The sequence below is a fragment of the Streptomyces sp. KPB2 genome, assembly GCF_003950055.1.
Classification (GTDB): Bacteria; Actinomycetota; Actinomycetes; order Streptomycetales; family Streptomycetaceae; genus Streptomyces; species Streptomyces salinarius.
Genome location: NZ_CP034353.1, coordinates 3,484,083 through 3,498,081, shown reverse-complemented (window position 1 = coordinate 3,498,081; position 13,999 = coordinate 3,484,083). Strand labels below are relative to the sequence as shown.

The following is a 13,999-nucleotide window of genomic DNA, read 5'->3' as shown; positions in this document are numbered from 1 at the left end:
GCCGCCCCCGCACGCCGTCCCCGCGGGGGACCTCCACGCAACAGGGCCCATCGGGGCGGCCCGGCCCGGCGGCCGCTGTCCCCGCCGAGCAGCGGCACCGGAGCCCTCGGCGGGAGGCCGCCCTGAGGCGCTCGCCGCGCCCGCGCGTCGAGGTGACGTTCAACGAACTGACCGGCACCGCGAGCTGGCGCACCGTCACGCCGGGCGGCGGCCCGGCCCGGCACGGACGTGCGGGGGCGGGCGGCGGTGAGGCGTACCCCGGTGCGTCGCGGGCGGCGGCGCTGCGCTCGCCGGGCGGCGCGCCGGGGGCACCTGCCCGGGGCGCCGCGCCGATCCCCGTGCGGCCCGCGAGCGTGCGCGCGGTCGTGAGCACGGCGGGGGTGTCCGCCTCGGGGGACCGGCAGGGCGCGCGGCTGGCGCAGACCGCCCTGCTCCGGTCGCAGGTCCAGGGCGACCTGTCCAGGGCCGCGCGCATGCCCCAGGCCGTGGCGGCCCGTCTCGGCACCACCGTGCCCGCCCACCTCACCGCCCTCTCCGCGGCCCGTGCGAACACCCTCCGCACGGCCGCCGGTACCCCGCGCCCGGCCGCACCGGCGCCCCCGTCCCCGGCCCGCCGGGGCCCGTCCGGCCGCTGATGCCCGGGAAGCCGCCGACGGGCGGGGCGTGCCCGCCGACGGCTTCCCCGCACCTGGAACGAGCCTGTGACACCCCGGTGACGTGAGAACCGGGAGCGAGCGGAGAGACTCGACGGTAGGTGCACGACAGGCATGACAGGCTCTGGACGGCAGGGAACGGAAACCGCCGACGGAAGCCGCCGATGAGTGGGGGAGCGATGTCTCGACTCGGCAGCGACAACCAACGGGAGCACGAGCACGCCGAGCGCTCGCCCGATTCCGTGGCGACGCCGATCGACGTCCGCGTACCGGAGGGCGGCCCCGGCGTACGCGGCGCCTCGGTCGACGGCGCACTGGTGGTGGCGGCCCCGGGCGAGGAGATCCAGAACGCCGTCCTGAACCGCCTCCACCGCCTCGCCCTCGCCGCCGGCCACCCCGTCCTCGCCACCATCCACGACCGGCGCGTCGGCTACTCCGTCCCCCTCCGGGTCGACCCGGACGGCTCCAGCCACCTCGCCGCGGACCCGGTGCCGACGGGCCCGGTGCCGGCGGACCCGCTGCCGACGGGCCCGCTGCCGACGGACCCGACCCCGGAGGAACCCGAGGAGGCTCCCGTACGGCAGGACCGGCGCACCCGCATACTGCGCTCGGTGGCGCCGGTCGCGGACAGCGCGCCGACCTTCACGCTCCGCGCCCTGCCGGAACCGGCCGGGGGCACGCCACCCGGCACGGTGGCACCGCCGACGGGCGTCTTCGGGCCGCCGCCCCGCATGGACGGTGCCGCCACGACCGGCGCCCCGGAAGAGGCGGAGCCGCTGCCCGTACCCGGCCCGGTCGCCGTCACCCGGCCGCCCGCCGGCCCGAAGCCGCCCGCCGACTCCGCACCCGCACCCGCACCCGTGTCGACGGCAGCCGCCCCCGCCCCGGACCTCGGCCCCCGACCCGACCCCTATTACGACCCGGACCCCAAGCCCACCCCCGCCCGCGGGTTCGACGCCGTGGCCGAGGCCGTGCTCGGGGACGCGCCGCTCACCGCGCCGGGCGACGCCACCAGTCCCGCGCTGCTCGCGGAGCCGACGGCCCGTATCAACGAGGCCGTCAAGGAGGGCCGTACGGAGGCCGCGGCGCGGCTGGCGGAGCGGACGGTGACGGAGGCCTCGGCCACGCTGGGGCCGGAGCACCCCGAGGTACTCCGGCTCCGCGAACTCACCGCGTACATCGCCTACCTGTCGGGCGACCCGGACCGTGCCTTCGAGCTCTCCCTGGAGCTGGCCCGGATACACCGGCGTTCGGGCGACGCCGAGGCCGCGTACGGCAACGTGCAGAGCGCGGCGACCGCCTGGCGCGGCGTACGCGACCCCGCACGGGGCCTGGAGCTGGGGCACGACCTGGTCGGCCTGTGGGGCGAACTCGCCGCCGAGGACGGCCCGGCCGCCGAGGACCCCGAGGAACTGGAGTCCGCCCGCACCCGCATGGGCCGCCTCACCGAACGAGCCCGCGCCGGCGCCCAGGTGGGCTGACCCGGCCCGGGTGGGGCCGCCGGTTCTTACTGCGACAGTTCCCAGACCGCGTACGCGATGGCGTCGCTGTTGTGGTCCAACGCCGTGTCGTCGATGTTGGCGGTCGTGTCGCAGGACGAGTGGTAGCAGCGGTCGAAGGGCTGGCCCACGGTGCCGCCCCACTTGGCCGCCTGCGCGGACGTCTTGCGGTAGTCGGCGCCGCTGAAGAGGCCGCCCACGGGGACGCCCGCGTTCTTGAAGGGCGCGTGGTCGGAGCGGCCGTCGCCCTCGGTCTCGATCTCCGTGGCGATGCCGAGGCCGGCGAAGTAGTCCTTGAACGTCCGCTCGATCGTGGGGTCGTCGTCGTAGACGAAGTAGCCGGGGTTGGGGGAGCCGATCATGTCGAAGTTCAGATAGCCGCTGATCTTGGCGCGATCGGCGGAGCCGAGGCTGTTGACGTAGGCGCGGGAGCCGACGAGCCCCAGCTCCTCCGCGCCCCACCAGGCGAAGCGCAGGTGCTTGCCGGGCTGGTAGCCGGACCGGGCGACGGCGAGCGCGGTCTCCAGGACCGCGGAGGAGCCGGAACCGTTGTCGTTGATGCCGGGCCCCGAGGTGACACTGTCCAGATGTGACCCGGCCATGACAACCTGGTTCGCGTCGCCACCGGGCCAGTCGGCTATCAGGTTGTAGCCGGTGCGGCCGGAGGCGGTGAACCGCTGGACGCGGGTGGTGAACCCGGCGGCGTCCAGCTTGGCCTTCACGTAGTCGAGCGAGGCCTGGTAGCCGGCGCGGCCGTGGGCGCGATTCCCGCCGTTCGCCGTGGCGATCGACTGCAGTTGCGCCAGGTGGGCCTTGACGTTGGTGAGCGATATGTCGGGCGCCGCGGCGGCCGCCGGGTGCGCCGGCGCGGACACCGCGCCGGCGGCGGAACCGCCGGTCACCAGTGTGGCGACGGCGACGGCGGCGGCCGTCAGTGCACGCCCGGAAAGGAGGAGCTTCATGTGGGGGGCTCCGAATTCCTAGGGGGTCCCTGGGGGAGGACTCCGCAGTGAATGGGGTGCCTGGATGGTGCGGGCGTGACTGACCCGCCGTCAAGACCGCTATTCGGCCACGGAGTCGCACATACCGGAGCCCTCCCGCCCCGCCTCGGACGGCACCGGTCCCTAGTGGACGCAGAACTCGTTCCCCTCGGGGTCCGTCATCACCACCCACTCCCCGCCCGGTTCCTTCACCTGTCGCTGCACGCTAGCCCCCAGTGCCCGGAGCCGGGCGACCTCCTCCTCGCGCCGCCCGTCCGCCGCGTGCACGTCGAGGTGGAGCCGGTTCTTGCCGGTCTTGGCCTCCGGCACGCGCTGGAACAGCAGCCGCCGTCCCAGCCCGGTGCCGCTCTCCTCCTGGACCGGGTCGTCGGGGTGCCGTACGGCGGCGAGGTCCCGCCAGGCGCGGCGGCCGTGGGACTCGACGGTCAGCTCCGCCGGTACCGCCCCGAAGCCCAGCAGTTTCTCGATGAGCGCGCTGTTGTCCTCCACGTCGTAGTGGAGGGCCGCGGCCCAGAAGTCCGCCTGTGCGTGCGGGGCGGCCGCGTCGATGACGATCTTGAAGTGCAGGGGGTTCGGTCTTGAGGTCGTTGTCATGTAACCACTTATACTGGTTTCATGAGGGAGCGGGTGGCGGAATCGCCGAAACGGGCGGAAGGGCGTGCGGGGGCGGACCGGCCGGAAGCGTCGGGCCCGGCCCCGGCCCCGGGGCGTCCCCCCGGACTGACGCTCGTGTCCCACGAGGGCAGGCCGTACCGCTTCGACCCGGGCGCGCTCTGCCTCGAACTGCTGACGACCGGAGGACCCGGCGCCTTCGCGCGCTGGGAGGTGCTGCACGAGCCCGCCGACCTGGTGACCTGGGCGGAGCGCAGCCGGCTGCCGGACGGGCTGGAGCTGACCGTGGACCGGACGGACGTGGCACGGGCCAGGACCCTGCGCGACGCCCTCTTCCTGCTCACCGCCGACCGTGCCCACGGACGGCCGCTCCACCCCGGCCACCTGGACGCCGTCAACGCCGCTGCGGCCGAGCCCCCGCTCGTCACCCGCCTCGAACCGGACGGCACCCGCGGCTGGGCACCGGGCGCCACGGGCGCCCGCCTGCTGTCCACGGTGGCGCGCGACGCGATCGAGCTGTTCACCGGTCCGTACGCGGACCGCATCCGCGAGTGCGGCGCCCACAACTGCTATCTGCTCTTCGTCGACACCTCACGCCCCGGACGCCGCCGCTGGTGCGCGATGGAACACTGCGGCAACCGGGAGAAGGTCCGGGCGCACCGCGCGCGGCAGACGCCGGAGAAGCGCTGATTCGGCACCCGCACGGAGCTACGGCTTGGCCGCCCCGACATCGTGCTGCTCGGACGTGTCCGACGCATCCGGGGCGGCGGGGGAGACAGGTGCCGGGGTTCCGGAGGCCACGACGCCCTGCTCGCGCGCGGCGGCGTCCCCCTTGACCGGCGCGACGCCCGCGCCCGTCCGGTCCAGCTGCTCCCGCAGCGCCCGCGCGGTCCGGCGAGCCGTGCGCAGCGCGTCCCAGGTGAGCAGCGTCAGCGCCAGCCAGACCAGCCCGAAGCCGGCCCAGCGCTCGGGCGGCATGGCCTCACCGAAGTACAGGACGCCGAGCACGAACTGGAAGACCGGCGCCAGATACTGCAGCAGCCCCAGCGTGGACAGCGGCACGCGGATCGCCGCCGCGCCGAAGCAGACCAGGGGGATCGCGGTGACGACGCCGGTCGCGGCGAGCAGGGCCGAGTGGCCGAGGCCCTCCGAGGTGAAGGTCGACTCGCCCTGCGAACCCAGCCACAGCAGGTAGCCGAGCGCCGGCAGGAACTGGATCGCCGTCTCGGCGGCGAGCGACTCGACGCCGCCGAGGTTGACCTTCTTCTTCACCAGTCCGTAGGTGGCGAAGGAGAAGGCGAGGCAGAGGGAGATCCAGGGCGGCTGCCCGTAGCCGATGGTGAGGACGAGCACGGCCGCGAAGCCGGTGGCGACCGCCGCCCACTGCGCGGGCCGCAGCCGCTCCTTGAGCAGCAGCACGCCCATCGCGATGGTGACCAGCGGGTTGATGAAGTACCCGAGCGAGGCCTCGACGACGTGGCCGCTGTTCACGGCCCAGATGTAGACGCCCCAGTTGACGGTGATGACCCCGGCGGCCACCGCGACCAGGGCGAGCCTGCGGGGCCGGCGCAGCAGCTCGCCGGCCCAGGCCCAGCGCCGTACGAAGAGCAGGGCGACGGCGACGAAGGCGAGGGACCACACCATCCGGTGGGCGAGGATCTCACCGGCTCCGGCGGGCTTGAGCAGCGGCCAGAACAGGGGGACGAGCCCCCACATCCCGTACGCCGCGATGCCGTTCAGCAGGCCTATGCGCTGCTCGCTCCTGGACGACCCGGCCACGGGCACCTCCTTCTCGCACACGGCATGCCGGGGACGGGGAGGCATGCCAGGACGAAGGTAGCGCCGCACCCGGCCGCCTGTCATGCCCGTATCGCAATACGGTCATGACAGGCGGGTGGGAGGGGAAGGGCGGAGGTCAGCCCTTGAGTGCGGCGGTGATCGCCTCGGCGAGCGGCGTCGTCGGGCGGCCGGTCAGCCGGGACAGGTCGCCGGTGGAGACGACCAGCTCGCCCTTGGCGATGGCGGCGTCCACGCCCGCGAAGACGTCCGCGAGCGGTCCGGGCAGCCCGGCGCCAGTCAGGATGCCGGTGTAGGCCTCGACGGAGACGGGGTTGTAGACGATCTCCCTGCCCGTCTGCCGGCTCAGCTCGGCGGCGTACTCGGCGAAGCTCCATGCCTCGTCGCCGCCCAGCTCGTACGCGGTGTTCTCGTGCCCCTCGCCGGTCAGTACGGCGACGGCGGCGGCCGCGTAGTCGGCGCGGGAGGCCGAGGAGACGCGGCCCTCGCCGGCCGCCTGGACGACGGCGCCGTGCTCCAGGACCGGGGCGAGCTGCTCGGTGTAGTTCTCGTGGTACCAGCCGTTGCGCAGCAGCACGTACGGCACGCCGGAGCCGACCAGCACCTCCTCGGTGGCGCGGTGGTCGTCGGCGAGCGCCGCCCTGAGGCTCTCGGGGGCGCTGGTGTAGGCGAGCAGGGCGACGCCGGCCTTCTTCGCCGCGTCGATCACGACCGTGTGCTGCCGCACGCGGCCCTTGTCGAACTCGTTGCCGGAGATCAGCAGGACCCGGTCGCCGGCCGCGAACAGGCCGTCGAAGGTCTCGGGGGAGTTGTAGTCGGCGACCGCGAGCCGCACCCCGAGGGCGGCGAGGTCGGCGGCCCGGTCGCGGTCCCGGACGACCGCGGTGACCTGGTCGGCCGGCACCTTCTCCAGCAGCTGCCGCACGACGTGGCGGCCGAGGTGTCCGGTGGCTCCGGTGACGACGATGCTCATGGTTTCAGTGCTCCTAGTGGGGGTGCGTTGCCACTAACTCTAAGAGCTGCGCTAACTGAATGAAAGTGCACACTTTGAAGTAAGGTACTTACCTCTACGTAAGCCAGAGGGGCCCGGACGGGATGCGTCCGGGCCCCTCTGGCGTGCTGTGAACGGCGGGTGCTGGGTCAGCCGACGACCGTCCAGGTGTCGTTGCCGGCGAGCAGCGCGGCGAGGTCGCCCTTGCCGTCTCTCTCGACGGCGGTGTCGAGCTGCTCGGACATGAGCGTGTCGTAGACCGGGCGCTCCACCGACCGCAGCACGCCGATCGGCGTGTGGTGCAGGGTGTTCGGGTCGGCGAGGCGGGAGAGCGCGAAGGCCGTGGTCGGGGACGCGGCGTGGGCGTCGTGGACCAGGACGTCCGCCTCGTTGTCCGCGGTGACGGTGACCACCTCCAGATCACCGGTGCGCGGATCCCGTACGACGCCCTTGGCCCCGTCGGTGCCGAAGCGGATCGGCTGCCCGTGCTCCAGACGGATCACGGCCTCCTCGGCCTGCTCCCTGTCCTTGAGGGCCTCGAAGGCGCCGTCGTTGAAGATGTTGCAGTTCTGGTAGATCTCGATCAGGGCCGTGCCCGGGTGCTCGGCGGCCTGCCGCAGGACCTCGGTGAGGTGCTTGCGGTCCGAGTCGACGGTCCGGGCGACGAAGGACGCCTCCGCGCCGAGGGCCAGCGAAACCGGGTTGAACGGCGCGTCCAGCGACCCCATCGGCGTCGACTTGGTGATCTTGCCGACCTCGGAGGTCGGGGAGTACTGGCCCTTCGTCAGGCCGTAGATCCGGTTGTTGAACAGCAGGATCTTGAGGTTGACGTTGCGCCGCAGGGCGTGGACCAGGTGGTTGCCGCCGATGGAGAGCGCGTCGCCGTCGCCGGTGACGACCCACACGCTCAGGTCCCGGCGCGAGGCGGCGAGACCGGTGGCGATGGCGGGGGCGCGGCCGTGGATGGAGTGCATCCCGTAGGTGTTCATGTAGTACGGGAAGCGGGAGGAGCAGCCGATGCCGGAGACGAAGACGATGTTCTCCTTCGCCAGACCGAGCTGGGGCATGAAGCCCTGCACGGCGGCGAGGATGGCGTAGTCACCGCACCCGGGGCACCAGCGCACTTCCTGGTCCGACTTGAAGTCCTTCATGGACTGCTTGCCCTCGGCCTTCGGCACGAGCTGGAGCAGTGCGTTGCCGTCAGCCATCGATGGCCTCCTTCAGGACCGTGGCGAGCTGTTCCGCCTTGAACGGCATGCCGTTGACCTGGTTGTACGACTGGGCGTCGACCAGGTACTTCGCCCGGATCAGGGTGGCGAGCTGGCCCAGGTTCATCTCCGTTACCACCACCTTGTCGTACCGCCGCAGCACCGCGCCGAGATTGGCGGGGAAGGGGTTGAGATGCCGCAGGTGGGCCTGGGCGATCTCCTCACCCGCGGTGCGCAGCCGGCGCACGGCCGCGGTGATGGGCCCGTACGTCGAGCCCCAGCCCAGCACCAGGGTGCGCGCGCCGTCCGGGTCGTCGACCTCCAGGTCGGGGACGGCGATGCCGTCGACCTTGGCCTGCCGGGTGCGGACCATGAAGTCGTGGTTGGCCGGGTCGTACGAGATGTTCCCGGTGCCGTCCTGCTTCTCGATGCCGCCGATCCGGTGCTCGAGACCCGGGGTGCCCGGCACCGCCCAGGGCCGGGCGAGGGTCTGCGGGTCGCGCTTGTACGGCCAGAACACCTCGGTGCCGTCGTCCAGGGTGTGGTTGGGGCCCTGCGCGAACCGCACCGCCAGATCCGGCAGCTCGTCCGGCTCGGGGATCCGCCACGGCTCGGAGCCGTTGGCGAGGTAGCCGTCGGACAGGAGGAAGACGGGCGTGCGGTAGGTCAGGGCGATGCGGGCCGCCTCCAGGGCGGCGTCGAAGCAGTCGGCCGGGGTGCGCGGGGCCACCACCGGCACCGGCGCCTCGCCGTTGCGCCCGTACATCGCCTGCAGCAGGTCGGCCTGCTCCGTCTTGGTCGGCAGCCCGGTGGAGGGACCGCCGCGCTGGATGTCCACGACCAGCAGCGGCAGCTCCAGCGACACGGCGAGCCCGATCGTCTCGCTCTTGAGCGCCACGCCGGGACCGCTCGTCGTCGTCACCGCCAGCGAGCCGCCGAAGGCCGCGCCGAGCGCCGCGCCGATCCCGGCGATCTCGTCCTCCGCCTGGAAGGTGCGCACGCCGAAGTTCTTGTGCCTGCTCAGCTCGTGCAGGATGTCGGAGGCCGGGGTGATCGGGTACGAGCCCAGGAACAGCGGCAGGTCCGCCTGCCGGGACGCGGCGATCAGGCCGTAGGCCAGGGACAGGTTCCCGGAGATGTTGCGGTAGGTGCCGGGCGGGAACGCCGTCGCCGCCGGTGCCACCTCGTAGGAGACCGCGAAGTCCTCGGTGGTCTCACCGAAGTTCCAGCCCGCGCGGTAGGCCGCGATGTTGGCGGCGGCGATGTCGGGCTTCTTCGCGAACTTCGACTTCAGGAACTTCTCCGTGCCCTCGGTGGGCCGGTGGTACATCCAGCTCAGCAGCCCGAGCGCGAACATGTTCTTGGAGCGCTCGGCCTCCTTGCGGCTGAGGTCGAACTCCGTGAGCGCCTCGACGGTCAGGGTCGTCAACGGCACCGGATGCAACCGGTAGCCGTCGAGAGAACCGTCCTCCAGCGGCGAGGTGTCGTAGCCGACCTTCTGCATCGCCCGCTTGGTGAACTCGTCCGTGTTGACGATGATCTCCGCGCCGCGCGGCAGATCGCCGACGTTCGCCTTCAGCGCGGCCGGATTCATCGCCACCAGCACGTTGGGCGCGTCGCCCGGCGTGAGGATGTCGTGGTCGGCGAAGTGCAGCTGGAAGGACGAGACACCCGGCAGGGTGCCGGCGGGCGCCCGGATCTCGGCCGGGAAGTTCGGCAGCGTCGAAAGATCGTTGCCGAACGACGCCGTCTCCGAGGTGAAACGGTCGCCGGTGAGCTGCATCCCGTCGCCCGAGTCCCCCGCGAACCGGATGATCACCCGGTCGAGCCGGCGGACGTCCTTCGCCCCGACCGGTTTGCGCTGCGCTCCCACGACGGTCTCGTCGGTTCCGTCGGTCTGCTCCGCTGGGCTGCTGACCTGGCTGGTCACTTACTGGACCTCCCTCGGGACGGCTGTCCGGGGACTGGTCTCCCACCGACCGTCCCGGGATCAACACTACGTCCGCACACCATGACTTCCGGTGGACATTCGCATGATGGACACGACTTCGAGACGGCCCACGGCCCTGTGTTTCCAAGGCTTCCCGCCCCTGGCACCGACGAGGACGCACCCTGCCGTCCTCCGGTTTCTCATGCGTCCGGATGAGCGTCGAGGGACCGGGCCGGGCCGGTGCTTCCGAGGCGTGGGCCGCTGATGTCAGGAGTTGAGATACGTGAGCACGGCGAGCACCCTGCGGTGATCACCGTCGCTGGGGGACAGGCCCAGCTTCATGAAGATGTTGCTGACGTGCTTCTCGACGGCGCCGTCGCTCACGACGAGCTGCCGGGCGATCGCCGAGTTGGTCCGGCCCTCGGCCATCAGCCCCAGCACCTCCCGCTCGCGCGGGGTGAGCCCCGCCAGCACGTCCTGCTTGCGGCTGCGTCCGAGCAGCTGCGCGACCACCTCCGGGTCCAGCGCCGTACCGCCCTGCGCCACGCGCACGACCGCGTCCACGAACTCCCGCACCTCGGCCACCCGGTCCTTGAGCAGATAGCCGACGCCCCGGCTGGAACCGGCCAGCAGCTCCGTCGCGTACCGCTCCTCCACGTACTGCGACAGCACCAGCACGCCGAGACCGGGATGCGCCTTGCGCAGCCGCACCGAGGCCCGCACCCCTTCGTCGGTGTGCGTCGGCGGCATCCGCACGTCCGCGACCACGACGTCGGGCAGCTCGCCCTGGGCGTCCAGCTCGGTGATGGTCTTGATCAGTGCCTCACCGTCGCCGACACCGGCCACGACGTCGTGCCCGCGGTCGGTCAGCAACCGGGTCAGCCCCTCTCGGAGCAGCACTGAATCCTCGGCGATGACCACCCGCACCCTGTCCTCCACGATCCTCGGCCCCCCACAGCCCGTGCACCTCACGGTCCGCGCGGCCCGCGCCGCGTCCACGAACCGTCCGTGCGACGGGTCCAGCATTCCAGCATCCGAGGCCGGACGCCTTCAGGCAACGGAAAGGGAACGCGAAGTCCTGGGCGACGGTCCGGGTTCGGCCGCACGATGGCCGGTTCTCGACCACACCGAACCAGCCGGGACGGCCGGGGAGGGGCCGAGGGGAGGGGGAGGGAGAGGAACTGGCCGGCCGGAGGCGGTATGGACGTCCGGTGGCGGCCGTGGCCTGCGCGCGGCCCGTGCGACGCGATGGCCGAACGACTGCGTCCGCGCCGGGGCCCCGGCCGCCGACCAGCGCCCGGGTCGGCGCGGGCGCCCAAGCCGGGGTGGGCGCTGGTCCGGGTAGGCGCCGCCGGGGCCGGACCCGGCCCCGGCGGGGGCCGGGGACAACCCCGGCCAGGGCCGGGGCTCGGGCGGCTCAGCCGGTGGTCGGCTCGGTTCGCCACGGCAGCTCCGCCGTGATCCGGGTCGGCCCTCCGGCCGGTGAGTCCACCACGAGGATTCCGTCCACCGCGTCGAGCCGTTCCGCCAGACCGGCCAGCCCGGAGCCCGCGGACGCGTCCGCGCCGCCCACGCCGTTGTCCACGACCTGGAGCAGCAGCCGGTTCTCCACCCGCCACACCTCCACCGCGGCCGACGTGGCCCGCGCGTGCTTGCTGATGTTCTGGAGCAGTTCCGAGACCGTGAAGTAGGCGATGCCCTCGATCGCCGACGCCGGGCGCTGCTCCAGGTCGACCTCCACCCGCACCGGCACGGTGCAGCGCGAGGCGACCGCCGACAGCGCCGCGTCCAGACCGCGGTCGGTCAGCACCGCGGGGTGGATGCCCCGAGCGAGATCGCGCAGCTCCTGGAGCGCCGTCTTCACCTCGCCGTGCGCCTCGTCCACCATGACGGCCGCGGCCCGGGGGTCCTCCTTCAGCTTCTCCTTGGCCAGCCCCAGATCCATGGCGAGGTTGACCAGGCGGGCCTGTGCCCCGTCGTGCAGGTCGCGCTCGATGCGCCGCAGGTCGGCCGCGGCCGTGTCGACCACGACCCCCCGGTCCGACTCCAGCTCCACGACCCGCGACGCCAGCCGGGACGGCCCGAGCAGCCCGTGCACTATGACCCGGTCCACCGTCGTCAGCGCCCGCACCAGCCACGGCGTCGCCAGCGTGAACAGCAGCCCGACCAGCGCCGTCACGGTGATCTCGAACGGGTTGTCCAGGTAGACCCGGTGCGTCTCGTCGCCGTACAGCTGAAGGCCGTCCTGGCCGGCGTACATCGGGAACACCCAGAACCACAGCGGGTACGTCAGCATCGCCCACCCCATCGCCCAGAAGTTCACGGCGACGACGAACGAGAACACCGACCACGGGAACTGCACCAGCGCGTACAGCAGGCTCCGCCAGGAGACGCCGCTCTTGAGCACGGCCCCCATCCAGCCCATCGGGCCCTGCTTCTTCAGCCGCAGCGGTTCCGGGTCGGACACCCGCAGCCCCAGCAGGGCCCGGGCCCGCGCCCGCTCCATCGCCCCGAAGCCCCTGCACCCGGCGAGCGCCGCCGCCAGCACCGGCACGCCCAGGAACGTCACGAGCAGGCCCGCCCCCAGCGACACCATCGTGACCGCATAGGTGAAGAGCAGGATGCCCACCGGCAGACCCGCCAGGACGTAGCCGAACTCTCGCCAGCTGCGCGCCTCGAACGGCGCCCGCAGCCCCACCGGCAGCCGGTGGCGCCGCGCACCGGCGTCCCCGGGGAAGCCGGACCCGTCTCCGAGTCCGTAACTCTGTCCGTAATCCGTGGCCATCGGTGCCGTCCCTCTCCTCGTCGCCCTACGGCTGAGCTGTCCTATCTCCACCCTCCTGGACCGCACCGCCCCGGCCAATGCAGCCCGTCGGCGTCTGGGAAGGGGGGTTTTCCCTACCTCCCGGGCGCGGAGCCGGCCGCGTCGGCCTGCGTACGGTCGCGCCACGGCAGCTCGGCCGTGACCGTCGTCGGACCGCCTTCCGGCGAGTCGACGACGAAGAGACCGTCGACGGCGGACAGCCGGTCGGCGAGGCCCTTCATCCCCGTCCCGCCGTCGAGGCGCGCACCACCGCGGCCGTCGTCGCCCACCTGTATGAGCAGCCGGTCGGACGACCGCCACACCTCCACGGAGGCCGACCTCGCCCCGCTGTGCTTGCTGACGTTCTGGAGCAGCTCCGAGACCGTGAAGTAGGCGATGCCCTCGATGGCGGCCGCGGGGCGCTCCATCAGGTCGACGGTCACCTTGACCGGCACGGTGCAGCGGGAGGCGACCGAGGAGAGCGCCGCGTCCAGGCCCCGGTCGGTCAGGACCGCGGGATGGATGCCGCGAGCCAGGTCCCGCAACTCCTGCAGGGCCAGCTTCACCTCCCCGTGCGCCTCGTCCACCATGGCCGCCGCCGCGTCGGGGTCCTCCAGAAGCTTCTCCTTCGCCAGACCGAGCCCCATGGCAAGGTTGACCAGGCGGGCCTGTGCCCCGTCGTGCAGGTCGCGCTCGATGCGCCGCAGGTCGGCCGCGGCCGTGTCGACCACGACCCCCCGGTCCGACTCCAGCTCGGCGATCCGCCGCTCCAGCTCATCGGACGGCGACAGCAGAGCGCGCACCATCGCCCGGTCGACGTTGGTCAGGGCCCGCGCGATGAACGGAAGCACCGGCCACAGCACGAACAACGACGTCAACGTGGTGACGAAGGTGAGAACGCCCCAGGGAAACCGGATGACGTCGTACAGGACCGTGCGCCAGCCCACCGGGTCCTTCAAGGACAACCACAACTGCGCGAAGAAGCCGCGCCTGCCCCGCCACGGCAGCGGACTGGGTTCGTCCACCCGCACTCCGAGCAGCGCCCGGGCCCGCGCCCGCTCCAGCTTGCCCAACTGCCGCGCGCCCAGCAGACCGGCCGCCAGCAGCGGGAGCCCGATCACCGTGACCGTCAGTCCCGCACCGACGGACAGCATCGTCACGACGTAGACGAAGCCGAGCAGCGCCGCCGGGAAGTTCGCCAGCAGGTGGGCGATCTCCTTCCAGGTGTGCCGGTCGTAGGCGAAACGGGCCGGCGGAAGGCGGTCGTCGGCCGCTGCGCCGGTGGCCCGGGCGAGGCTCGATGTCGAGAGGCGTTCGGTCATACACGTCAGCGTGCCGTGCGGCGGGGCGCGGCGCCATGAGGTGGACCGCCGGGACGCACTGAGGAAAACCCCACCCCCGTCTCAACGTACGACGGGCTGCTTACCGTCTCTTTATCAGGCTCTAGACTCCCGTGCGTACAGATCGTCGAACGGCAGCACCACGAGGAACAGCGGCTTCACGAC

12 protein-coding genes are annotated in these 13,999 nt (G+C 72.6%); 3 read left to right on the top strand and 9 right to left on the bottom strand.

All coding sequences use genetic code 11. The features are described from left to right. The first annotated feature begins 152 nt into the window (after nt 1–152). Both D1J63_RS15365 and D1J63_RS15360 read left to right on the top strand, forming a co-directional pair. Nucleotides 153–635, top strand: a complete 483-nt coding sequence (locus D1J63_RS15365) for a hypothetical protein (RefSeq protein ID WP_125629294.1) — start codon at nt 153–155, stop codon at nt 633–635. A gap of 197 nt (nt 636–832) precedes the next feature. Next, on the top strand, nt 833–2,134 hold the full coding sequence (locus D1J63_RS15360; protein WP_164712848.1) for a tetratricopeptide repeat protein: 1,302 nt from the start codon (nt 833–835) through the stop codon (nt 2,132–2,134). Nucleotides 2,135–2,160: 26 nt separating this feature from the next. On the opposite strand, the gene D1J63_RS15355 is transcribed toward D1J63_RS15360, so the two are convergent. Further along, complete coding sequence (locus D1J63_RS15355; RefSeq protein ID WP_125629293.1) at nt 2,161–3,114, bottom strand: M28 family metallopeptidase; 954 nt, start codon at nt 3,112–3,114, stop codon at nt 2,161–2,163. Nucleotides 3,115–3,276: 162 nt separating this feature from the next. After that, entirely contained in the window at nt 3,277–3,747 is a 471-nt protein-coding gene (locus D1J63_RS15350) for a VOC family protein (protein WP_125629292.1), read from the bottom strand. A gap of 135 nt (nt 3,748–3,882) precedes the next feature. On the opposite strand from D1J63_RS15350, the gene D1J63_RS15345 reads away from it, so the two are divergent. Further along, nucleotides 3,883–4,455 (top strand): CGNR zinc finger domain-containing protein, encoded by a 573-nt coding sequence (locus tag D1J63_RS15345; protein ID WP_125629291.1) that lies wholly within the window; start codon nt 3,883–3,885, stop codon nt 4,453–4,455. 18 nt (nt 4,456–4,473) lie between these two features. Here the strand turns inward: D1J63_RS15345 and rarD are convergent, their stop codons facing one another. The 7 genes from rarD to D1J63_RS15310 all read right to left on the bottom strand — a co-directional run bounded on the left by rarD (nt 4,474) and on the right by D1J63_RS15310 (nt 13,816). Then, a complete protein-coding gene (gene rarD / locus D1J63_RS15340; RefSeq protein ID WP_125629290.1) occupies nt 4,474–5,544 on the bottom strand; it encodes an EamA family transporter RarD in 1,071 nt (356 codons plus the stop codon). A 136-nt stretch (nt 5,545–5,680) separates the two neighbouring features. Continuing rightward, nucleotides 5,681–6,535 (bottom strand): SDR family oxidoreductase, encoded by an 855-nt coding sequence (locus D1J63_RS15335; protein WP_125629289.1) that lies wholly within the window; start codon nt 6,533–6,535, stop codon nt 5,681–5,683. A 167-nt stretch (nt 6,536–6,702) separates the two neighbouring features. Next, on the bottom strand, nt 6,703–7,761 hold the full coding sequence (locus D1J63_RS15330) for a 2-oxoacid:ferredoxin oxidoreductase subunit beta (RefSeq protein ID WP_125629288.1): 1,059 nt from the start codon (nt 7,759–7,761) through the stop codon (nt 6,703–6,705). After that, nucleotides 7,754–9,691 carry a 2-oxoacid:acceptor oxidoreductase subunit alpha gene (locus D1J63_RS15325; RefSeq protein ID WP_125629287.1) on the bottom strand — a complete coding sequence of 646 codons (1,938 nt, stop codon included), beginning with the start codon at nt 9,689–9,691 and terminating at the stop codon, nt 7,754–7,756. Before D1J63_RS15325 ends, D1J63_RS15330 begins: the two co-directional genes overlap by 8 nt. A gap of 267 nt (nt 9,692–9,958) precedes the next feature. Further along, on the bottom strand, nt 9,959–10,618 hold the full coding sequence (locus tag D1J63_RS15320; protein WP_276209026.1) for a response regulator transcription factor: 660 nt from the start codon (nt 10,616–10,618) through the stop codon (nt 9,959–9,961). A 490-nt stretch (nt 10,619–11,108) separates the two neighbouring features. Then, nucleotides 11,109–12,476 (bottom strand): sensor histidine kinase, encoded by a 1,368-nt coding sequence (locus D1J63_RS15315; RefSeq protein ID WP_125629286.1) that lies wholly within the window; start codon nt 12,474–12,476, stop codon nt 11,109–11,111. A 113-nt stretch (nt 12,477–12,589) separates the two neighbouring features. Continuing rightward, nucleotides 12,590–13,816, bottom strand: a complete 1,227-nt coding sequence (locus tag D1J63_RS15310) for a sensor histidine kinase (protein ID WP_125629285.1) — start codon at nt 13,814–13,816, stop codon at nt 12,590–12,592. Nucleotides 13,817–13,999 lie beyond the last annotated feature (183 nt).

What these genes read in the sequence shown, in the direction of transcription:
- D1J63_RS15355 (WP_125629293.1), bottom strand. Translation starts at nt 3,114, where the DNA reads ATGAAGCTCCTCCTTTCCGGGCGTGCACTGACGGCCGCCGCCGTCGCC.
- D1J63_RS15310 (WP_125629285.1), bottom strand. Translation starts at nt 13,816, where the DNA reads ATGACCGAACGCCTCTCGACATCGAGCCTCGCCCGGGCCACCGGCGCA.
- D1J63_RS15315 (WP_125629286.1), bottom strand. Translation starts at nt 12,476, where the DNA reads ATGGCCACGGATTACGGACAGAGTTACGGACTCGGAGACGGGTCCGGC.
- D1J63_RS15360 (WP_164712848.1), top strand. Translation starts at nt 833, where the DNA reads ATGTCTCGACTCGGCAGCGACAACCAACGGGAGCACGAGCACGCCGAG.
- D1J63_RS15335 (WP_125629289.1), bottom strand. Translation starts at nt 6,535, where the DNA reads ATGAGCATCGTCGTCACCGGAGCCACCGGACACCTCGGCCGCCACGTC.
- D1J63_RS15350 (WP_125629292.1), bottom strand. Translation starts at nt 3,747, where the DNA reads ATGACAACGACCTCAAGACCGAACCCCCTGCACTTCAAGATCGTCATC.
- D1J63_RS15330 (WP_125629288.1), bottom strand. Translation starts at nt 7,761, where the DNA reads ATGGCTGACGGCAACGCACTGCTCCAGCTCGTGCCGAAGGCCGAGGGC.